Consider the following 20438-nt stretch of genomic DNA (forward strand, 5'->3'; position numbering starts at 1 on the left):
CGCCCGCCGCCACGCCGCCCGCCAGGGCCTGGCTCGCGCCGAGATCGGCCTGGGCCGCGCCGCGCGCCGTGGTCCGTCCCGCGCGATGGTCCAGGACGATCCGCGTCGCGTCCAGGGCCAGGCTCGCGGTCCGGGCGTCCAGCGACGGGGCCGATAGGCGCTCGCCGCGCACGGCGCCCCGCGAACGCCCCAGGAAGGCGAAGGCGTCCAGCCGGCCGTCGATCCTGCCGGTCAGGCTCATGTCGCCGGCCACGTCACGCGCCTGGGCCTCGCCGACCCGGCCGTCCTCGGCCCGCACCGACAGCCGCGCCTCCAGCGGCCCGCTGGCCGCCATCCGCGCGAGGTCGGGATAGGGCAGGTCGGCCGACAGCTTGGCGACGGCTTCGGAGAGGTCGGCGGCCGGGGCGGCCAGGCTGTCGATCGCCAGCGAGACCTCGACGGTCAGGCGGTCGCCGCGCTTGCGGGCCGAGACGCTGGCGCCCTTGCTGTCGATCGCCAGGTCGCGCACCGCGTAGCGCAGCGGGGCCACCCGTCCGTCCAGGCGCAGCAACTGGCCGTCGTCCAGGCTGGCGTCGCCGGTCAGGCGGACGCGCCCGCCAGGGGTCGACAGGTCCAGCCGCGCGTCCTCGACCAGGATCGCCGGCCCCGGGACATTGGGCTTCCTCGGCGCCTTCAGCGCCTCGTCGATCAACGGCTGCAGGGCGCCGAAGCGCACCTGGCCCTTGTCGTCGACGCTGGCCATGATGCGCGGGCGCACCAGCCGCACCGCCTTGGTCTGGATGCCGAACCGCTCGCCGTTCCAGGGGACGGCCAGATCGTAGGCCACCTCCAGCCGGTCGGCGGCGAAGACGGGATTGTCGCGCGCGCCCAGCCGGATCCGGCCGGAAAAGCCGGTGGCGTCCAGGTCGTCAAGCTCGACGGCGGCCTCGATCCCATGGTCGCGCAGCCAGCTCTCGGCCAGTTCGCGGCTGATCTCGCGCCGGCCCGACCAGACCACCAGGCCAGTGGCGATGAAGGCGAGCATCGACAGCGAAACGGCCTCGAGGCCGAGGTCGATCAGCCGGTCACGCCGGTTCAAGGCCTCCTTGGGCGGGGATTCGGCGGCGGGGGCGGTCGCAGGCTCGGCCATCAGGTCCTGAAGTCTAGATCCCTTTGAAGCCCCCCGGCTCAGCTTAAACGCCTAACTCGAAAAACCGAGCACGTCCTGCATGTCGTAGAGGCCAGGCGGCCTTCCCTTGGCCCAGGCGGCGGCGGCGACCGCGCCCCGCGCGAACAGCCCCCGGTCGATGGCCGAGTGCGACAGGGTCAAGGTCTCGGACTCGCCGGCGAAGATCACGCTGTGCTCGCCGACGATCCCGCCGCCGCGCACGACCGAGAAGCCGATCGCGCCGTCCTGGCGCGGCCCGGTGACGCCGTCACGGGCCCGATCGGCGACGGCGGCGAGATCCACGCCCCGTCCTTGCGCGGCCGCCTCGCCCAGCATCAGGGCCGTGCCGGAGGGCGCGTCGATCTTGCGCTTGTGGTGGGCCTCGAAGACCTCGACATCCCAGTCCGAGGCCGGCAGGGCCGCGGCGGCCTGGCGCACCAGGCCCATCAGCATGTTGACCCCCAGCGAATAATTCCCGGAACGGACGATGGCCACCTTGCTCGCGGCCGCTTCGATCCGCGCCAGCTGCTCGGGCGAAAAGCCGGTCGAGCCGATGACCAGGGCGGGCGCGTGGGCGTGATGGACGGCGCGGGCGGCGGCGGCTTCGGCCAGCAGGGCCGAGGCCTCGGGCAGGGTGAAGTCGATCACCGCGTCGGCGGCGGCCAGGGCCGCGTCGGCGCTGACCAGGTGCTCGCCGGTGGCCCCGGGACGGTCGAAGCGGGCGGCCAGAACGACGTCGGCGCGTCCTTCCAGAACCTGGATCACGGCCTGGCCCATGCGGCCGAGGGCGCCGGCGACGGCGATCTTCACGGGCTGGGACACTTGAACTTCCTCTCAGGCGCGACCCCTGCTGATCGCCCATCCAGGCCCCGCAGGTCAACCTCGCGCAAGCTTACCATAAGGTCAGCGAGGTTGACGCAACGCCAAGCCCAACAAGCGTTTGCTGGACTTTTCCAACCTCTGACCGGTTGTGACGCCGGTTCCCGGCCGCTACGGTGCCGTCGCATAAGGGCGCGATCGCATCGCACGGCGCGCCTCTCTATCAACTTGCGCAGCAGGAATGGGAAACGCCGGATGAGCGACGCGGAACGCAAGACCTTCACGGATGCGGAGGCCCTGGCCTTCCATCGCTATCCGACCCCCGGCAAGATCGCTATCGTGCCGACCAAGCCAATGGCCACCCAGCGCGACCTGTCGCTGGCCTATTCGCCCGGCGTCGCCGTGCCGGTCCACGCCATCGCCGCCAATCCGGACGCGGCCTACGACTACACCTCCAAGGGCAACCTGGTGGCGGTGATCTCGAACGGCACCGCGATCCTGGGTCTGGGCGACCTGGGGGCCCTGGCCTCCAAGCCGGTGATGGAGGGCAAGAGCGTCCTCTTCAAGCGCTTCGGCGACGTCGACTCGATCGACATCGAGGTCAGCTCCAAGGACGCCGACGAGATCATCACGGTGGTCAAGAACATCGGCGTCACCTTCGGCGGCATCAATCTGGAGGACATCAAGAGCCCCGAATGCTTCCGCATCGAGACCGAGCTGCAGGAGCTGCTCGACATCCCGGTGTTCCACGACGACCAGCACGGCACCGCCATCATCTGCGCCGCCGGCCTGATCAACGCCTGCCACATCACCGGCAAGAAGCTGGAGGACGTGAAGGTCGTGCTGAACGGTCCGGGCGCGGCGGGCATCGCCTCGCTGGAGCTGATCAAGGCCATGGGCGTGCGCCCCGAGAACTGCATCGCCGTCGACAGCAAGGGCGTGCTCTACCAGGGCCGCACCGAAGGCATGAACCAGTGGAAGAGCGCCCACGCGGTCAAGACCGACAAGCGCACCCTGGCCGAGGCCGTCGCCGGCGCCGACGTGCTGCTGGGCCTGTCCGCCAAGGGCGCCTTCACGCCCGAGATCATCGCCTCGATGGCCCCCAACCCGGTCATCTTCGCCATGGCCAACCCCGATCCGGAGATCACGCCCGAGGAGGTCCACGCCGTGCGCAAGGACGCCATCATGGGCACCGGCCGCAGCGACTATCCCAACCAGGTCAACAACGTCCTTGGCTTCCCCTACATCTTCCGCGGCGCCCTGGACGTGCGGGCCAAGCGCGTCAACCACGAGATGAAGATCGCCTGCGCCCAGGCGCTGGCGATGCTGGCGCGCGAGGACGTGCCGGATGAAGTGGCCGCCGCCTATCACGGCCGCCAGCTGAAGTTCGGCCCCAACTACATCATCCCCTCGGCCTTCGACCCGCGCCTGATCTGGTACGTGCCGCCGTTCGTGGCCCAGGCGGCCATGGACACCGGCGTGGCCCGCAAGCCGATCGCCGACATGGACGCCTATCGCGCCAGCCTGGCCCAACGGCTCGACCCCACCGCCGGCTTCCTGCAGAAGATTTCCGGCTCGGTGCAGGCCAATCCCAAGCGCATCGTCTTCGCCGAGGGCGAGGACCCCAGCGTCATCCGCGCGGCCTACGCCTATCAGAGCGGCGGCTACGGCCCGGCCATTCTGTGCGGCCGCGAGAACCTGGTGCACGAGAACATGAGGCTCGTGGGCCTGGATCCGGAAACGGCCGGCCTGGAGATCGTCAACGCCCGCCTGTCGGACCGCAATCCCGACTATGTCGACGCCCTCTACGCCCGGCTGCAGCGCCAGGGCTATCTGAAGCGCGACGTCCAGCGCCTGATCAACCAGGACCGCAACAGCTTCGCCGCCTCCATGGTCACCCTGGGCGAGGCCGACTGCATGGTCACCGGCGTCACCCGCAGTTTCGACCAGGCCTTGGAGGAGGTGCTGCGCGTCGTCGATCCCGCCCCCGGCGGCCGGATCATGGGCATGTCGGTGGTGCTGGCCAAGGGCCGCACGATCTTCGTGGCCGACACCAACGTCACCGAGCTGCCCGAGGCCGAGGAGCTGGTCGAGATCGCTTGCGAGGCGGCCCGCGCCGTCCGCCGCCTGGGCTTCAAGCCGCGGGTGGCCTTCATGAGCTATTCGACCTTCGGCAACCCGATGGGCCTGCGCTCGGAGAAGGTGCGCGAGGCCGTGGCCATGCTCGACGAGATGGACGTCGACTTCGAATACGAGGGCGAAATGCCGCCGGAGCTGGCGCTGGATCCCGAACGCCGCGCCAACTATCCGTTCATGCGCCTGACCGACAGCGCCAACATCCTGATCATGCCGGCCATCCACGCCGCCTCGATCTCGACCAAGCTGGTGCAGTCGCTGGGCGGCGCCACGGTGATCGGCCCGATGCTGCTGGGCCTGTCCAAGTCGGTGCAGATCGCGCCGCTGTCGGCCTCGGTGTCGAAGATCCTGAACATGGCCATGATGGCGGCCTACGAACAGCCGGTGGAGGACGACGCCGAATAGGCGCCGCGACAGGGCGTCGCACGGCCTGTCGCCGGCGACGCCGCGCCCCATCTTTGATCTGTCGGCGAAAGTTCAGCCGACGCGTAAGCCCTCCGGCCGGCGTCCTCCCCTCGGGACGCCGGCCGGCCCTTGCCTGGGCGCCTCAATCCTCCCCCAGCGGGGAGGATTTCATGGGGATTGGCGGCGGCCTATCCCCGGAACTCGCGCCACCAATCCCAACGAAATCAATAACTTCTCTCTTTTACGCGCTTCCGAATGATCCGCGTTGAATCCCGCCCCCATACTGTTCCTCACCTGATGGCGCGGAAGGGACGTCCGGCCGGCGATCGTGACGGCCGTCAGGGGTGGTCGAGCGGGAAGCGCTCGCCGGTCTTCCTTCGGGAAGGCGTCTTCGCGACGGATCCAGCACGGGCTCCCTGAAACATCGGGACGAAAGGCTGGCGGCGAAGGCTTCGGCGAACGCGATAGGTCCGGGCTGAAATCGCCCGGGCGTTCCGGGACCGGGGTCGTCGCCCCGGCCCGCCCGTCGGGGGCCTAGCGGCGAGAGCGGGTTAAAACCCCGCGCCTCGCGGGCTCACCGGATAACGAACCACGCGGAGCGTCCTGGCTTCGTCGAAACGGTACTCACACTTCAAACCTCCGGACGGATGTCCGGCGCTCCGCGTCCCTTCCATCACCTTCAGCGGCCAGCCGCGTGAGGACGACGACGCATGACCCCCGCTCTAAGCCTTCACGCTCGCCCAAGGCCCGGTGATCGCCAGGGTGATCCCCGGGTTCTGGACGTTGACGAACATCGTGCCGCCATCGGGCGAGAAGCAGGCGCCGGCGAACTCCGAATTGCCCGTGAAGACGTTGCGACCCAGGGTGTAGACCTTGCCCTGGGGCGTCACGCCCCGCAGGTGGTTGCGCAGGGTGTCCGAATAGCGGTCCTCGCAGACGATCACGTGGCCCCACGGCGCCACGACCAGATTGTCGGCATAGTCCAGCACCCGGTCGTTCTGGCTCTCGACGAACAGCTGCAGCCTACCGGGCTGGTCCTTTTCGCCGGCCTGGCCTTCGGCGGCGGAGGGAACGTAGCGGAAAATCTGGCCCGATCCCGCCGCGCCCCCGGCGGTGCAGGCGAAATAGAGCTCGCCTCGGCCGAAGAACACGCCTTCGCCCCGGCAGAACACCGCCGCGCCCTTGGCGTGGCCGCGACGGCGCAGGTCGTCATAAGGGTTGTCGACGCCGTCCAGGTCGATCCAGCGCACGGCCTTCGTGGCGCCGATCGGGAAGGACTTCTCTTCCTGGTTCCGCGTATCGCTCCCTTCGGGCGCTTCAGTCAGCCCAAGGGCCTGGAGACGACCGCCGGCGGCCAGGTTGCGGCGATCGTTCGGCAGGAAGCGGTAGAAGAGCCCGTCGGCGACGTCCTCGGTCAGGTAGACGACGCCCGTGCGCGGGTCGATGCAGGCGGCCTCGTGCTTGAAGCGCCCCAGGCCCTTCAGCGCCACCGGCTGGACGAGGCCCACATGCGCCGCCGGCACCTCGAAGACCCAGCCGTGGTCCTTGCCGACCTCCAGGCCGGCGTCCAGCGTCGTCTCCTCGCAGGTCAGCCACGAGCCCCACGGCGTGACGCCGCCCGCGCAGTTGACGATGGTGCCCGCCAGGGACAGATGCTGCCGCTCGGTCTGGCGGGTCTTCAGATTGTAGAGCTGGGTCGTCGTGCCGCCGGGCAAGGGGCGCTGGCCGTTCTGGAAGTCCCAGACCTTGGAGCGGTCGATGCGATCGACCAGGCGCTCGCTCAGGCCAAAGGCGCCGTTGTGGATGTCGCTGACCGAAAGCTCGTGGTTGCGCACCAGCATGACCCGCTCGGCGTCGACGGGGAAACAGCCCATGCCGTCGGCCTTGCCGGGAACCAGCAGGCCATCGCTCATCGTCTCGCCGGCCTGGGAGATGACCTGGTAACGGAAGCCCGCCGGCAGATCGAGCAGGCCTTTGGGATCGGGGATCAGCGCGCCATAGCCCTCGACCTCGTTCAGATAGGTCTCGGCCTCGACGGCCTCTTCTTGCGCGCGGGCGGAGAAGGCGGCGAAGGCCAGGCTGGTGGCGGTAGCGCCCAGGAAACCGCGGCGGGAGAAGGTCATGGAACGCCCCTGTTAAAATGTAACGCCAAGGGCTATGCCCGTCTTTCATGACGGTTTGAGAACGATGATGAGGTATTATGTTACCGTATCATCTATCGTATTGTTTTTACTTGTGTTTGTAAGTTTTCCGCATCGCTGTTGTTGACAGCTCGCGAGCCCTCCCGTACATGCCGCGCCTCACACGGACGAAACCGGATTTCTCGGGGTCGGACGCCTAGAAATTACGGATCAATCCCATGCAGAAGATCACGGCTTCCTTGAAGCCAGCCGAGGTCGAGAAGAAGTGGATCGTGGTCGACGCCGAGAACGCCGTTGTCGGCCGTCTGGCGACGTTCATCGCCATGCGTCTTCGCGGCAAGCACCGTCCTGACTACACCCCGCACGTCGACTGCGGCGACTTCGTCGTCGTGATCAACGCCGACAAGGTGAAGTTCACTGGCAAGAAGCTGGACGACAAGGTCTACTACCGTCACACCGGTCACCCGGGCGGCGTCAAGGAAACCACCCCGCGCAAGGTGCTGGGCGGCAAGTTCCCGGAACGCGTCCTGGAGAAGGCCGTCGAGCGCATGCTGCCCAAGGAGAGCCCGCTGGCTCGCAAGCAGCTGACCCACCTGCTCATCTACAACAACGGTGAGCACCCGCACCAAGCGCAAAACCCCGAAGTCGTCGACTTCGCGGGCCGCAACGCCAAGAACATCCGGAGCCTCTAAGCTATGACTGACGCTCAAGGCTTTGACGCGCTGGCCAGCCTGTCCAGCAACCCGGAAGCGGCCGCCCCGGCCGAACCGAAGATCGACGCCCAAGGCCGCGCCTACGCGACCGGCAAGCGCAAGAACGCGATCGCTCGCGTCTGGATCAAGCCGGGCAAGGGCTCGATCACGATCAACGGTCGTGACCAGGAAGTCTATTTCGCCCGTCCGGTGCTGCGCATGATGATCGCCCAGCCCCTGGAAGTGACCGATCGCCTCGGTCAATTCGACGTCGTCGTGACGGTCGAAGGCTCGGGCCTGTCGGGCCAAGCCGGCGCCATCCGCCACGGCCTGTCGAAGGCCCTGACCTATTACGAGCCCGGCCTGCGCCCGGTCCTGAAGCCGCACGGCTTCCTGACCCGCGACAGCCGCGTCGTCGAGCGTAAGAAGTACGGTAAGGCCAAGGCCCGCCGCAGCTTCCAGTTCTCGAAGCGCTAGTCGCGGTTCGTACGCGATTGGAAGAGGGCGCTTCGGTCATCCGAAGCGCCCTTTTTCTTGGTCTTTTGTTCCCCTGTCTGGATTGGAGCGCGCCATGGCGAACGCCCCCAAGGTCTTCATCGACGGCGAAGCCGGCACCACCGGCCTGCAGATCCGCGAGCGCCTGGTCGGCCGCACCGACCTGCAGCTGGTCTCGATCGATCCGGACAAGCGCAAGGACGCCGACGCTCGCGCCGAGATGCTGAACAGCGCCGACGCCGTGATCCTGTGCCTGCCCGACGACGCGGCCAAGGAAGCGGTGTCGCTGATCTCGAACCCCGAGACGGTCGTCATCGACGCCTCGACCGCCTACCGCACGGCCGAGGACTGGGCCTACGGCTTCGCCGAGCTGGACAAGGACCAGCGCGGCAAGATCGCCGCGTCCAAGCGGATCTCCAATCCGGGCTGCTATCCGACGGGGGCCATCGCCCTGACGCGGCCGCTGGTGTCGGCGGGCATTCTGCCGGCCGAGTTGCCGGTCTCGTACAACGCCGTCTCGGGCTACAGCGGCGGCGGCAAGGCGATGATCGCCGAGTTCGAGGACGAGAGCGCGCCGAACTACACCAAGGTCCCATACCGGATCTATGGCCTGTCGCTGAACCACAAGCACGTCGCCGAGATGCAGAAGCACGGCGGGCTGCTGAGCCGTCCGATCTTCACGCCGGCGGTGGGCCGCTATCGGCAAGGCATGATCGTCGAGCTGCCGCTGCACTTCTCGACCCTGAACGGCGCGCCTTCGCTGACCGACATCCATGCGGCCCTGGACAAGCACTACAAGGGCGAGGCGTTCGTCGAGGTCGCGTCGCTCGACGAGGCCAAGTCCCTGACGACCCTGGATCCCGAAGGGCTGAACGGCACCAACCGCCTGAAGCTGTTCGTGTTCGGCTCGGACACCAGCGGCCAAGCGCGCCTGGTGGCCCTGCTCGACAACCTGGGCAAGGGGGCTTCCGGAGCGGCGGTTCAGAACCTCAACATCGTCCTGGGACTGGACGAGCGCGCGGGCCTTTAAGCCCGCCGCCTCACGGCTGAGACTTCACCAGCACGAAGCTGCCGGGCGTATCCTCCAGGGGCTTGAGCGGGCCCTTGGCGGGATCGCGGGCGGGAACCTGCTTGCCGGACTTCGCCTTCAGCCAGGTCGCCCAATGCGGCCACCAGGAGCCAGGGTGCTCCTGCGCGCCGGCGACCCAGGCGCCGACGTCGGCGGGAAGCGCGTCGTTGGTCCAGTACTGGTACTTCCGCGCGTCCGGATGGTTGATCACGCCGGCGATGTGGCCCGATCCAGCCATGATGAAGGTGGTCGGCCCGCCGAACGCCTTGGCGCCACGATAGACGCTGCGATAGGGCGCGATGTGGTCGTCTCGGGAGGACTGCACGAAGATCGGAACCTTCACCTTCGACAGGTCCAGGTGCTCTCCGCCCAGGTCGAGCTTTCCGGTGGTGAGGGCGTTGTCCTTGTAGAAGTTGCGCAGATAGAACAGGTGCAGGGCCTTGGGCATCCGCGTCTGGTCGGCGTTCCAGAACAGAAGGTCGAACGGCCTCGGCTCCTTGCCCATCAGATAGTTGCTGACGAAGAACGACCAGATCAGGTCGTTGCCGCGCAAGGCGTTGAAGGTGTCCGCCATCGACTGGCTGGGCAGGAAGCCGCCGGCGGCGTCCATCTGCTGCTCGATCGCCTTCAGCCACTCCTCATTGGTGAACAGCAGGAGATCGCCCGCTTCGGCGAAGTCCTGCTGGGCGGCGAAGAAGGTCGCGGAATTGATCCGCTTGTCGCCCTTGGCGGCCATGTGGGCCAGGGCGACCGACAGCAGGGTGCCGCCGATGCAGTAGCCGACGGTGTTGACCTTATCGACGCCGCACTGGGCCATGACCTGCTGGGTGGCGTCATAGACGCCCTCGAACATGTAATCCTCGAAGGTCTTGTCGGCGAGCTTCCGGTCCGGATTGACCCAGGAGGCGACGAAGACCGTGAAGCCCTGGCTGGTCAGCCAGCGGATCATCGAGTTCTCCGGCCGCAGATCCAGGATGTAGAACTTGTTGATCCACGGCGGGAAGATCAGCAGCGGGATCTCGCAGACCGTCTCCGTGCTGGGGTTGAACTGCAGGAGCTGCAGGATGTCGTTCTGATAGACGACCTTGCCCGGCGCGGTGGCGACGTTCTCGCCGACCTTGAACTTGGCCAGATCCGTCTGGCTGATCGCGAGTTGGCCGTCTCCGCGTTCGAGATCGGCGGCGAAGTTCTCCATGCCGCGCACGAGGCTTTGTCCTCGGGTCTGCACGACCTCGCGCAGGGCGGCGGGATTGGACATCAGGAAGTTCGACGGCGAGAAGGCGTCGGTCAGCATCTTGGTGAAGAACTCGACCCGCCGCTTGGTGGCTGGATCCACGCCCTCCACCTCGGCGACCAGGCTGTTCAGCCAGTTCGACGAGAGCAGGTAGGACTGCTTCATCAGGTCGAACATCGGGTTGGTCGCCCAGTCCGGATCGCTGAAGCGCTTGTCGCCCGACGCCGGCGTGACGACGGGCGCGACGTTCTCGCCGGCCGCGCGTCGGGCGGCGGACTGCCAGAGATCCATGTATTGGCCGAACAGATCGGCCTGCGCCCGCATGATGCGGTCGGGCTGCGCGGCCAGGCGGGTCATCACCTCATTCAGGGCCGGAGCGACGTGGAACGGGTCGGGCGTCAGGGCCGCCGGGCGGTCGGCCTGGCGCAGGGCGGCCTCGGCGATGGCGCCTTGGGCGGTCACCGCCGCCCTGGCGAGATTGGCCGAGAGCGTTTCGACCATCTTCAGCTGCTCAGGCGACAGCAGGCGCTCGAACGGGGGGAAGGGCGGGGCGGCGCCGGGCGTGCTCGCTGATTCGCCCGCGGGCGATGGTCCAGCCTCTTGCTTGGGCTCGCTGGCCTGTTTCGACGAAGTTTTCGCCTTGTCGCCGACCTTTTCGGACTTGGGAGCGGCTTTCTTCCGGGGCTTAGGGGCGGCCTTCGTCGTGGCCATGAGGTTTCCTCCGCTTGTCCAAGCCCGTTCGCGAAAAGCAGCGCCGAACGCCTTTCGCTCGCCGCGATCATCGCATAAGACCAGAACCGATGAACGGCGAAACCCGCAAAATCATGCGTCTTGGTCTGATCGTCGGCTTGGCGGCCGGCGCGAGCGCCTGTGCGAACCCGTTCAGGACCGCGCCGGTTGATCCGAGTTCGCCCGTGGCCGCCGCCGCCACGGCTGCGGCGCGGGCGAAGGGACCCCATCGCAAGCTCTCGGAAATTCCGGCGATCCCGACCGATATCCCCACCGCCGACCAGATGCGGGCCGCTGTCACGCAGCAACAGGCCGCTGGCGAGGCGCTGACGCGCGCCACCGCGCCGTCGACCTGGGAGCTCAAGGACACCGAGGCCTACGCCGCCAAGGCGCGCCGCGACGTCAAGCCGCCGGCCTTCGAAGCGCCGACCGACGCCGACCGCGCCGCCACCGAAGCCTTCGCGCGCGCAGCTCGCGGCCGAGCTAGCGCGCCTCCGTCACAGCCCTGATCGGGCGACGGAGGCATAATCTTCCTTCAACCGGCTTGGCGTGGCTCCGCTTGGGGTCTATCCATGCCCGACTTTTCGCTCCCAAAGCGCCGAAGCGGCGCATAGAGCCGTCATGAGCACCGATTTTCATCGTATTCGCCGTCTGCCGCCGTACGTCTTCGAAGAGGTCAACAAGATCAAGGCGCGACTGCGCGCCGAAGGCACGGACATCATCGACTTCGGGATGGGCAATCCCGATATGCCCACGCCCCAGCACATCGTCGACAAGCTGATCGAGACGGCCAGAGATCCCAAGGCCGGCCGCTATTCGGCGTCGAAGGGCATCCCCGGCCTGCGCAAGGCCATGGCCAACTACTATGGCCGCCGCTTCGGCGTGAAGCTGAATCCGGACACCGAGGTGATCGCCACCCTGGGCTCCAAGGAAGGCTTCGCCAACCTGGCCCAGGCGCTGACTGGCCCGGGCGACGTCATCATCTGCCCGAACCCGGCCTATCCGATCCACGCGTTCGGCTTCATCATGGCCGGCGGCATCATCCGCCACGTGCCGGCCCTGTCGCCGGAAGAATATCTGTCCAACATCAGCCGCGCGGTGAAGCACTCGGTGCCCCCGCCCAGCGTGATGATCCTCTCCTATCCGTCGAACCCGACCGCCCAGTGGGTGGACCTGGACTTCTACAAGGACGCCATCGCGCTCGCGAAGAAGCACGACCTGCTGGTCATCAGCGACGTGGCCTATGGCGAGATCTATTTCGACAACAACCCGCCGCCGTCGGTGCTGCAGGTGGACGGCGCCAAGGATATCGCGGTCGAGGTCAATTCGCTGTCGAAGACCTACGCCATGGCCGGCTGGCGCGTGGGGATGGTGGTCGGCAACGCTCGCATCTGCGCCGCGCTGGCTCGCGTGAAGTCCTACCTCGACTACGGCGCCTACACGCCGGTCCAAGTGGCCGCGGCCACGGCGCTGAACGGCCCGCAGGACTGCGTCGACGAGATCCGCGCCATCTACAAGAGCCGCCGCGACACCCTGATCAAGTCGATGAAGGGCGCGGGCTGGGACATTCCGAACCCGCCGGCCTCGATGTTCGCCTGGGCCAAGATCCCCGAACCCTATCGCGAGGCCGGCTCGATGCTGTTCTCGCGCCTGCTGATCGAGGAAGCCGGCGTCGCCGTCGCCCCCGGCATCGGCTTCGGCGAATACGGCGAGGGCTATGTGCGCATCGGTCTGGTCGAGAACGAGCACCGCATCCGCCAGGCGGCGCGCAATGTGAAGAAATTCATCGCCAACGCCGACTCCATCCTGGCCAAGGCCCACAACAAGATGGAACAGGCCTGAGCGCGGCCTGTCCCGACGGCGTAACGAGGATTCGAAGATGACGAAGAAGACCTGGCGCGTCGGCGTCGCGGGCCTGGGCACGGTGGGCGGCGGCCTTCTGCAGTTCCTGGCCGAGCGTCCAGGTTTCGCGCCGGCCGGCGACAAGGCGGTGGTCACCGCCGTCTCGGCGCGTTCCAAGTCGCGTCCGCGTACGGTCGACATCTCGAAACTGGCCTGGTTCGATGATCCGGTGGCCCTGGCGGCCTCGCCGGACGTTGACCTGTTCGTCGAACTGATCGGCGGTTCCGACGGTCCGGCCAAGGCCGCCGTCGAGACGGCCTTGAAGGCTGGCAAGCCGGTGGTCACCGCCAACAAGGCCCTGATCGCCGTGCATGGCGCCGAGCTGGCCGCCCTGGCCGAATCCCAGGGCGTGCCGCTGCTGTTCGAAGCCGCCGTCATGGGCGGCACCCCGGCGGTGAAGATGCTGCGCGAGGCCATGGTCGGCGACGACGTGATCAGCGTCGCCGGCATCCTCAACGGCACCTGCAACTTCATCCTGTCCGAGATGGAGAAGACCGGCCGCTCGTTCGCCGACGTGCTGCGCGAGGCGCAAGGCCTGGGCTATGCCGAGGCCGACCCGACCATGGACGTCGGCGGCTTCGACGCCGGCCACAAGATCAGCATCCTGGCCGCCCTGGCCTTCGGCTGCGCTCCGAACTTCGAAGCCGCCGAGATCGAGGGCGTCAGCGAGGTCGACCTGCTCGACATCAAGCTGGCCAAGGACCTTGGCTATCGCATCAAGCTGATCGCCGGCGCCGCCAAGTCCGAGGACGGCGTGGCCGTGAAGGTGCATCCCTCGCTGGTCCCGCTGGACCACCCGCTGGCCCAGGCGGGCGGGGCGCTCAACGCGCTGTTCATCGAAGGCACGCGGATCGGCCGGATCTTCATCCAGGGCCCCGGGGCCGGCGCTGGCCCAACCGCCGCGGCCGTGGCGGCCGACATCGCCGATGTGATGACCCGCGCCGTGCGCCCGGTCTTCCAGGCGCCGGCCGGCGATCTGAAGCCCTTCATCGCCATCGATCCGGCCCGCTCCGTCGGCAAGGCCTATCTGCGGATCATGGTTCAGGATCAGCCCGGCGTGATCGCCGCGATCTCGGAAACCCTGGCCGAATGCGGCGTTTCGATCGACAGCTTCCTGCAAAAGCCCATCGATGGCGCGGGCGGCGTGCCGATCGTGCTCGTTACCCACGCGACCCCGGAATCGAAGCTGCTGGACGCGATTAGCCGCATCGAAAAGCTGCAGACCGTGCTAGAGCGTCCCCGCCTTCTGCGCGTCGCGCGCATCTAACGACCTGGAAAAATCCGGGCGCTGAAGGCGACATTGGGAACAAGGTCTCCGATCGCGGAGACCGGGAGAGACGGATGAGTTCGAACACCCTGGACCGCTCGCTGGTCCTGGACGCCGTTCGCGTGACCGAGGCCGCCGCCATCGCCTCATGGACGATGCTGGGTCGTGGCGACGAGATGGCCGCCGACCAGGCCGCCGTCGACGCCATGCGCAACGCCCTGAACGAATTGAACATCGATGGCGAGATCGTCATCGGCGAAGGCGAGCGCGACGAAGCGCCGATGCTCTACATCGGCGAGAAGGTCGGCTCGGGCAAAGGACCCCGGATCGACATCGCCCTGGATCCGCTGGAGGGCACGACCCTGGCGGCCAAGGCTCAACCCAACGCCCTGACGGTCATGGCCTGGGCGCCGAAGGGCACGCTGCTGAACGCGCCCGACACCTATATGGACAAGATCGCCTGCGGCCCGGGCCTTCCGGCGGGCGTGATCGATCTGGACAAGTCGCCCGCCGAGAACGTCAAGGCGCTGGCCGAGGCCAAGGGCGTCGCGCCGACCGAGATCACGGTCTGCGTCCTGGACCGTCCGCGCCACGCCGAGATTATCGCCGGCGTCCGTTCGGTCGGGGCGCGGGTGCATCTGATCACCGACGGCGACGTGGCTGGGGTTATCAACACCACCGACCCCTCGACCGGCATCGACCTCTATCTCGGTTCCGGCGGCGCGCCCGAGGGCGTCCTGGCCTGCGCGGCCCTCAAGTGCGTGGGCGGGCAATTCCAGGGGCGGCTTCTGTTCCGCAACGCCGACGAACGCGCCCGCGCCGCGCGGTGGGGCGTGACGGATCTCGACAAGAAGTACGACCTGCACGAGATCGTCCGCGACGAGGCGATCTTCGCCGCGACCGGCGTCACGCGCGGCGGCCTGGTCGACGGCGTCGTTTACCGCGACGGCTGCGTTCACACCCACACCCTGGTGATGAACTCCTCGACGGGCACGGTTCGCGAAGTCCGCATGAAGCGGAAGGTCTGAGATCTTCCTGTCGCGGCCGTCCTATAGGGGCGGCCTTCTGTTTTCCAGTTTGAGGTTTCGAATGACCACCTTTGTCGACTTGGCCGCATGGCTCGCGGCGGAGCCGGCGGACGCCGCTCTGAAGGACGTGGTCCGGACGGTCGCGGCGACCTGCGCCCAGATCAGCCGCGTGGTCGCCTCCGGCGCCCTGTCGGGCAGCCTGGGCGCGGCGGGCAGCACGAACGTGCAGGACGAGGAGCAGAAGAAGCTCGACGTCATCACCAACGACATGCTGAGCGACACCCTGAAGGCCTGCACGCCGGTCGCGGGCCTGGCCTCGGAGGAGCTCGAGGAGATCGAGCCGACGGGGCGCGTGGGCGGTTATCTCGTCACCTTCGACCCGCTGGACGGCTCAAGCAATATCGACGTCAACGTCTCCGTGGGTACGATCTTCTCGGTGTTGCCAGCCCCGAGCGGCCATGCGCCGACCGAAGCCGATTTCCTGCAACCGGGACGCAACCAGGTCGCCGCCGGCTATGCCGTCTATGGGCCGCAGACCATGCTGGTCCTGACGCTGTCGTCGGGCGTGAACGCCTTCACCCTCAGCGCCGATGGGGCGTGGCTGCTGACCCACCCCGACCTGAGCGTCAAGGCCGACACCGCCGAGTTCGCGATCAACATGTCCAATCAGCGCCATTGGGCGGCGCCGACGCGCCGCTATATCGACGGCTGCCTGCAGGGCAAGGACGGGCCGCGGGGCAAGAACTTCAACATGCGCTGGATCGCCTCGATGGTGGCCGACGTCCACCGCATCATGATGCGCGGCGGCGTCTTCATGTATCCCTGGGACGCTCGCGAACCTGGCAAGCCTGGCAAGCTGCGCCTGATGTACGAGGCCAATCCGATGGGCCTGGTCGTCGAGCGGGCCGGGGGCAAGGCCACGGACGGCGTGGAGCGCATCCTCGACATCCAGCCGACCAAGTTGCACCAGCGCGTGCCGGTGGTTCTGGGTTCGGCCAACGAGGTCGAGGCCGTGCGGTCGGAAATGCTCCGGGGCTGAAAGCGTCCGAGACTGTCGTAGCGGCGGCGCATGGAGCGAATCCGCATGACCGGATACTCTGCCGCCATGGCCGCCGACGGTGTCACCAATTTCGTTCCCAGCGCCTTTCTCGGCGTCGAACGCTCGCTGAGCGGCCGGGCCTGGCGCGAACGGTTCGCCGATCCCATCGTCGTGCGCGAGATCCAGCAGCGCCACGGCCTGATCGAGCCCCTGGCGCGCGCCCTGGCTTCGCGCGGCGTGTCGCTGGAACAGGCCGAGCACTATCTGCGCCCGACCCTGAAGGCGCTGTTTCCTGATCCGTCCAGCTTCACCGACATGGACCGGGCCGCCGAAATCCTGATCGACGCGCTGGAGCGGGGAAGGCCGACGATGGTCTTCGCCGACTACGACGTCGACGGGGCCACTAGCGCCGCCCAGCTGGTTCGCTGGTTCCGGCACATGGGCGTCGAGTTGCCGATCTACATTCCCGATCGCCTGACGGAGGGCTACGGCCCCAGCCCCGCCGCGTTCCGCAAGATCCGTGAGGGCGGGGCCGAGCTGGTCGTCACCCTGGACTGCGGCGCGGCGGCCTACGACGCGATCTCTAGCGCCGCCGAGATCGGCCTGGAGGTCGTGGTCATCGACCATCACCTGATGCGTGAGGATCCGCCCGCCGCCGCGGCCGTGGTCAATCCGAACCGCCCCGGTTGCCAGAGCGGGCAGGGGGTCTTGGCCGCCGCCGGCGTCACTTTCGTATTGCTGGCCGCCCTGAACCGCGAGGCGCGCAAGCGCGGCCTGTTCACCGAGGATCGCCCGCAGCCGGATCCCCGCCAATGGCTGGACCTGGTGGCCTTGGGCGAGGTCTGCGACGTCACTCAGCTGGTCGGCTTCAATCGCGCCCTGACGACTCTGGGTTTGCGCACCATGGGCGCCTGGGCCAATCCAGGCCTCAAGGCGCTGTTCGAGGTGGGCAAGGGCTCGGGTGATCCGTCCGTGTTCCACGCCGGATTTATCCTGGGGCCCAGGATCAACGCCGGCGGCCGCATCGGGCGCTCGGATCTCGGCGCGCGGCTGCTGTCGACCGACGACCCGCTGGAGGCTCGGGCGCTGGCCGAGGAGCTGGACGGCCTCAACACTGAGCGTAAGGCCGTTGAGGCCGCCGTGGTCGAGGAGGCCGCGGCCATGCTCGAGCGCGGCAATTTCAATCCCGACGCACCTGTGATCGTCGTCGCCGGCGACGATTGGCATCCGGGCGTGATCGGGATCGTCGCCGGCCGCCTGCGCGAACGCTACCGCAAGCCCGTGGTGGTCATCGGCGTCGACCGCGCGGCCAATGTCGGCAAGGGCTCTGGCCGTTCGCAGCCCGGCGTCAACCTGGGCCGCGCGATCCAGGCCGCGTTCGAGGCCGGTTTGCTGATGGCGGGGGGCGGGCACGCCATGGCGGCCGGACTGTCGATCCGTCCTGAGATGATCCCAGAGTTTCGGGCCTTTCTCGAGGAACGCTTGGCGGGCGAGATGGAGGCGGCGGGGGATGAAGTCGTCGAGATCGACGTCCTGCTCCAGCCACGCGCGGCCAGCCGCGCCCTGCACGATGACTTCCAGCGCCTCGCGCCGTTCGGCCCTGGCAATCCCGAGCCGATGTTCGCCCTGACCCAGGTTCGGCCCGACCGGGTCTCGGCCTTGAAGGGCGGCCACGTGCGTCTGGACCTCGTGGGCCCCACGGGCGACAGGATCAAGGCCATCAGTTGGCGTAGCGCCGAGACGCCGCTCGGCCAGCGACTGCTGGCGGGGGGAAGCGCCTTGGACGTCGTGGGCAAGTTGAAGCCCGACGACTATATGGGCCGCAACGGCGTCCAGCTGGAGATCGAGGACGCCCACGACCCCAGGGCGCGCTACACGTCCTAGGCTTTTGAAGGCTCAGGCCTAGGGGGCGGCGACACGCGCCTCCGTGGGGCTCGGTCGAGGATGTGGACGGACCGAAAAAATGCTTTCCGGCGGGTTGCGCGCCCCAAACGGCGCGGCTATACACCCGCTTCCTCGCGGGGCCGTGGTCCCTTCGTCTATCGGTTAGGACGCCAGATTTTCAATCTGGAGAGAGGGGTTCGACTCCCCTAGGGACTGCCACCCGCGAGGCCATATCCCGACGATGTTCCGCCCTGGCGGTGACGTGGTCCCTTCGTCTATCGGTTAGGACGCCAGATTTTCAATCTGGAGAGAGGGGTTCGACTCCCCTAGGGACTGCCATTCCCGGCTGTATTTCAGAATTGTTTCCGGATTGTGCCTGCGGCGAAATGTCGCGGATGGCCTTTGCGCGCCGCTTTGACGCGATTTCGTCATTGACGGTTCTCGCCACGCGAGAACACTGTTCTCGAAGTGCTCGCTCCGATGGGCTGATTGGGCGAGCCAGAGGGGTGGGATGTCTGGTTATGATTTCGAGGACGCTGCCGCGCACGAAGAGTTCGTGCGCATCAGCGGAAAGGTGAAGTGGTTCGACGCCGGCAAGGGCTATGGGTTCATCGTACCCGATGATCCCGGGCAGACCGGGCTGAAGGACGTGCTTCTTCATGTGACGTCGCTGCGCAATTGCGGCCGCGAGACGGCCATGGAAGGCGCGGTGATCGTCTGCGACGTGGTGCGCAGGCCCAAGGGGTGGCAGGTCAGCGAGGTCGTCAATCTCGACGAGAGCTCGGCGCCCGCGCCGATCGAGCGGCAGAGGCGAACCTTCGCCGACGGTCCTCCGCGGCGAGACAGCCTGGGCGGCAATGGTCACGGACGCGGCGCTCTGACGCCCGAGGGGCCGGCCGAACACGCCAAGGTCAAATGGTTCAACCGGACCAAGGGCTATGGCTTCGTGATCCGCGACGCCGAACCGGGCGATATCTTCGTGCATATCGAGACGCTCCGGCGCGGCGGTCTGGAAGATCTTCAGCCCGGCGACGATGTGCTGGTGAGGTTCGCCCGAGGCCCAAAGGGGTTGGTGGTCGCGGAAATCACCGCGGGCCAGGCCTGATTTTCGCCGCCTGGAGCCTTTCTATACCTGGAGCGCGTTCAGGCGACGAAACCGCGTTCTCGTTCGTCCGACGCGCTCTAGGCTTTAGAGCTCGTCTTATGAACTTGGCTCCGAACGAGGTGCGCGTGACACGACGAATGATCGACAGGCGAGCGCTGTTCGCTGGCGCAGGCTTGGCGTTCCAGGGGGCGTTCGGGAGCGGCGCGGCCCTGGCCGCGCCGGGGCTTGAGCCGGTCGAGGTGGTCACCAGTCGCGGCCGCGCGCGCTTCCAGGTCGAGATCGCCGCCACTCGGGCCGAGCAGGCCAAGGGGCTGATGTTCCGAAAGTCGCTGGCGCCCGATCGTGGGATGCTCTTCATCTACAAGCGGCCCCAGCCGGCCGCCTATTGGATGAAGAACACCTTGATTCCGCTGGACATCATCTTCATCCAGCCGGACGGGCGGATCCTGTCGATCGTGCGTAACGCCAGACCGCATGACGAGACGCCGTTGGGGGCAGGGGGGCTGGTGCTGGGCGTGCTGGAAATCGCCGGCGGACGGGCCGCGCAACTGGGAATCCTGCCCGGAGATCGCGTCCTGCACAGGATCTTCCCCAAGGGTTGAGGCGACCATCGTTGATCCGCGGGCAGAACCCCTGTAGAGCAGCCGCCTGCCGGTGTTTCGGAGCGTAGCGCAGTCTGGTAGCGCGCCTGGTTTGGGACCAGGATGTCGCAGGTTCAAATCCTGCCGCTCCGACCATCGGCAAGTACTTTGGGAGAGGTCCATGCTGGCCCGCATCTATCGCCCCGCCAAGAACGCCATGCAGTCCGGCAAGGCCAAGACCAAGGACTGGGTGCTGGAGTTCGAGCCCGCCTCGGCCCGCAAGTCCGATCCGTTGATGGGCTGGACCCAGTCCAGCGACATGAACGGTCAGATTCGCCTGACCTTCGAGACGCGCGACGAGGCCGTGGCCTACGCCCAGCGCCACGAGATCCCGTTCCAGTTGTTCGAGCCCAAGACTCCCAAGCGGATCATCAAGGCTTACGCCGACAATTTCGCGGCCAACCGCAAGCAGCCCTGGACCCACTAGCGGTCTCGCCTCAGACTTGGCACTTCGCGCCCTTAGCTCAGCTGGATAGAGCACTCGCCTTCTAAGCGAGCGGTCGCTGGTTCGAATCCAGCAGGGCGCGCCACCGCCGTTTCTGCGCTACAGTACGATCCAGCACGCTGGGACCGCCAAACATACGCTTGAAAATCTGGGAAAATCGTACAACCGGCGGCGCTTTTCGGGCGCCCCGCAGGAGCGGAGCTTGGGCGGCGCCTTCGCCAGCCGTTACGTTGCGGAAATTCTCCTGGCCGAGGCGTTGT

At 67.4% G+C, this 20438-nt stretch carries 16 protein-coding genes, 4 tRNA genes and 1 pseudogene; 17 read left to right on the forward strand and 4 right to left on the reverse strand.

Going from position 1 to position 20438, the window contains the following annotated elements; all coding sequences use genetic code 11:
• Both VJ655_RS17485 and dapB read right to left on the reverse strand, forming a co-directional pair.
• A pseudogene (locus VJ655_RS17485) lies at positions 1-1129 on the reverse strand (hypothetical protein); the annotation flags it as partial.
• A gap of 51 nt (positions 1130-1180) precedes the next feature.
• Entirely contained in the window at positions 1181-1969 is a 789-nt protein-coding gene (gene dapB, locus VJ655_RS17490) for a 4-hydroxy-tetrahydrodipicolinate reductase (protein WP_324113290.1), read from the reverse strand.
• Between the two features lie 252 nt (positions 1970-2221).
• Between dapB and VJ655_RS17495 the strand changes: the two genes are divergently transcribed.
• A complete protein-coding gene (locus VJ655_RS17495; RefSeq protein WP_324113292.1) occupies positions 2222-4507 on the forward strand; it encodes an NADP-dependent malic enzyme in 2286 nt (761 codons plus the stop codon).
• 722 nt (positions 4508-5229) lie between these two features.
• On the opposite strand, the gene VJ655_RS17500 is transcribed toward VJ655_RS17495, so the two are convergent.
• Positions 5230-6630 (reverse strand): alkaline phosphatase PhoX, encoded by a 1401-nt coding sequence (locus tag VJ655_RS17500; protein WP_324113294.1) that lies wholly within the window; start codon positions 6628-6630, stop codon positions 5230-5232.
• 236 nt (positions 6631-6866) lie between these two features.
• Here VJ655_RS17500 and rplM point away from each other — a divergent pair, with 236 nt between their 5' ends.
• The 3 genes from rplM to argC all read left to right on the forward strand — a co-directional run bounded on the left by rplM (position 6867) and on the right by argC (position 8865).
• A complete protein-coding gene (rplM, locus tag VJ655_RS17505; protein WP_324113296.1) occupies positions 6867-7340 on the forward strand; it encodes a 50S ribosomal protein L13 in 474 nt (157 codons plus the stop codon).
• 3 nt (positions 7341-7343) lie between these two features.
• Positions 7344-7817 carry a 30S ribosomal protein S9 gene (rpsI, locus tag VJ655_RS17510; protein WP_004624294.1) on the forward strand — a complete coding sequence of 158 codons (474 nt, stop codon included), beginning with the start codon at positions 7344-7346 and terminating at the stop codon, positions 7815-7817.
• Between the two features lie 94 nt (positions 7818-7911).
• Positions 7912-8865, forward strand: a complete 954-nt coding sequence (argC, locus tag VJ655_RS17515; RefSeq protein ID WP_324113299.1) for an N-acetyl-gamma-glutamyl-phosphate reductase — start codon at positions 7912-7914, stop codon at positions 8863-8865.
• Between the two features lie 10 nt (positions 8866-8875).
• Here the strand turns inward: argC and VJ655_RS17520 are convergent, their stop codons facing one another.
• On the reverse strand, positions 8876-10849 hold the full coding sequence (locus tag VJ655_RS17520; protein ID WP_324113301.1) for a class I poly(R)-hydroxyalkanoic acid synthase: 1974 nt from the start codon (positions 10847-10849) through the stop codon (positions 8876-8878).
• A gap of 89 nt (positions 10850-10938) precedes the next feature.
• Here VJ655_RS17520 and VJ655_RS17525 point away from each other — a divergent pair, with 89 nt between their 5' ends.
• From VJ655_RS17525 to VJ655_RS17585, 13 genes are all read left to right on the forward strand, one after another.
• Entirely contained in the window at positions 10939-11376 is a 438-nt protein-coding gene (locus VJ655_RS17525) for a hypothetical protein (protein ID WP_324113303.1), read from the forward strand.
• A gap of 112 nt (positions 11377-11488) precedes the next feature.
• Entirely contained in the window at positions 11489-12709 is a 1221-nt protein-coding gene (locus VJ655_RS17530; protein ID WP_324113305.1) for an LL-diaminopimelate aminotransferase, read from the forward strand.
• A 37-nt stretch (positions 12710-12746) separates the two neighbouring features.
• A complete protein-coding gene (locus VJ655_RS17535; RefSeq protein ID WP_324113306.1) occupies positions 12747-14036 on the forward strand; it encodes a homoserine dehydrogenase in 1290 nt (429 codons plus the stop codon).
• A gap of 74 nt (positions 14037-14110) precedes the next feature.
• A complete protein-coding gene (gene glpX / locus VJ655_RS17540; RefSeq protein WP_324113307.1) occupies positions 14111-15064 on the forward strand; it encodes a class II fructose-bisphosphatase in 954 nt (317 codons plus the stop codon).
• Positions 15065-15125: 61 nt separating this feature from the next.
• Complete coding sequence (locus tag VJ655_RS17545; protein WP_324113308.1) at positions 15126-16103, forward strand: class 1 fructose-bisphosphatase; 978 nt, start codon at positions 15126-15128, stop codon at positions 16101-16103.
• 66 nt (positions 16104-16169) lie between these two features.
• Complete coding sequence (gene recJ, locus VJ655_RS17550; RefSeq protein ID WP_324113316.1) at positions 16170-17987, forward strand: single-stranded-DNA-specific exonuclease RecJ; 1818 nt, start codon at positions 16170-16172, stop codon at positions 17985-17987.
• Positions 17988-18131: 144 nt separating this feature from the next.
• A tRNA-Glu gene (locus VJ655_RS17555) sits at positions 18132-18206 on the forward strand.
• Positions 18207-18251: 45 nt separating this feature from the next.
• Positions 18252-18326, forward strand: a tRNA-Glu gene (locus tag VJ655_RS17560).
• A gap of 172 nt (positions 18327-18498) precedes the next feature.
• Positions 18499-19092: a stationary phase survival cold shock domain protein CspD gene (cspD, locus tag VJ655_RS17565; protein ID WP_324113310.1), complete on the forward strand. Its 594-nt coding sequence runs from the start codon at positions 18499-18501 to the stop codon at positions 19090-19092.
• A 98-nt stretch (positions 19093-19190) separates the two neighbouring features.
• Positions 19191-19694, forward strand: coding sequence for a DUF192 domain-containing protein (locus VJ655_RS17570; protein ID WP_324113312.1), 504 nt, complete (start codon positions 19191-19193; stop codon positions 19692-19694).
• 58 nt (positions 19695-19752) lie between these two features.
• Positions 19753-19829: transfer RNA gene (locus tag VJ655_RS17575), tRNA-Pro, on the forward strand.
• A gap of 25 nt (positions 19830-19854) precedes the next feature.
• Positions 19855-20160, forward strand: a complete 306-nt coding sequence (locus VJ655_RS17580) for an ETC complex I subunit (protein WP_324113314.1) — start codon at positions 19855-19857, stop codon at positions 20158-20160.
• Positions 20161-20186: 26 nt separating this feature from the next.
• Positions 20187-20263, forward strand: a tRNA-Arg gene (locus VJ655_RS17585).
• Positions 20264-20438: the final 175 nt, after the last annotated feature.

Origin of the sequence: Caulobacter sp. (assembly GCF_035254145.1) — a bacterium.
GTDB lineage: Bacteria > Pseudomonadota > Alphaproteobacteria > Caulobacterales > Caulobacteraceae > Caulobacter.

Excerpts from the sequence above, each read along its gene's own strand:
- VJ655_RS17495 (WP_324113292.1), top strand. The coding sequence starts at position 2,222 with ATGAGCGACGCGGAACGCAAGACCTTCACGGATGCGGAGGCCCTGGCC.
- VJ655_RS17500 (WP_324113294.1), bottom strand. The coding sequence starts at position 6,630 with ATGACCTTCTCCCGCCGCGGTTTCCTGGGCGCTACCGCCACCAGCCTG.
- rplM (WP_324113296.1), top strand. The coding sequence starts at position 6,867 with ATGCAGAAGATCACGGCTTCCTTGAAGCCAGCCGAGGTCGAGAAGAAG.
- rpsI (WP_004624294.1), top strand. The coding sequence starts at position 7,344 with ATGACTGACGCTCAAGGCTTTGACGCGCTGGCCAGCCTGTCCAGCAAC.
- argC (WP_324113299.1), top strand. The coding sequence starts at position 7,912 with ATGGCGAACGCCCCCAAGGTCTTCATCGACGGCGAAGCCGGCACCACC.
- VJ655_RS17520 (WP_324113301.1), bottom strand. The coding sequence starts at position 10,849 with ATGGCCACGACGAAGGCCGCCCCTAAGCCCCGGAAGAAAGCCGCTCCC.
- VJ655_RS17525 (WP_324113303.1), top strand. The coding sequence starts at position 10,939 with ATGAACGGCGAAACCCGCAAAATCATGCGTCTTGGTCTGATCGTCGGC.
- VJ655_RS17530 (WP_324113305.1), top strand. The coding sequence starts at position 11,489 with ATGAGCACCGATTTTCATCGTATTCGCCGTCTGCCGCCGTACGTCTTC.
- VJ655_RS17535 (WP_324113306.1), top strand. The coding sequence starts at position 12,747 with ATGACGAAGAAGACCTGGCGCGTCGGCGTCGCGGGCCTGGGCACGGTG.
- glpX (WP_324113307.1), top strand. The coding sequence starts at position 14,111 with ATGAGTTCGAACACCCTGGACCGCTCGCTGGTCCTGGACGCCGTTCGC.
- VJ655_RS17545 (WP_324113308.1), top strand. The coding sequence starts at position 15,126 with ATGACCACCTTTGTCGACTTGGCCGCATGGCTCGCGGCGGAGCCGGCG.
- recJ (WP_324113316.1), top strand. The coding sequence starts at position 16,170 with ATGGCCGCCGACGGTGTCACCAATTTCGTTCCCAGCGCCTTTCTCGGC.
- cspD (WP_324113310.1), top strand. The coding sequence starts at position 18,499 with ATGTCTGGTTATGATTTCGAGGACGCTGCCGCGCACGAAGAGTTCGTG.
- VJ655_RS17570 (WP_324113312.1), top strand. The coding sequence starts at position 19,191 with ATGAACTTGGCTCCGAACGAGGTGCGCGTGACACGACGAATGATCGAC.
- VJ655_RS17580 (WP_324113314.1), top strand. The coding sequence starts at position 19,855 with ATGCTGGCCCGCATCTATCGCCCCGCCAAGAACGCCATGCAGTCCGGC.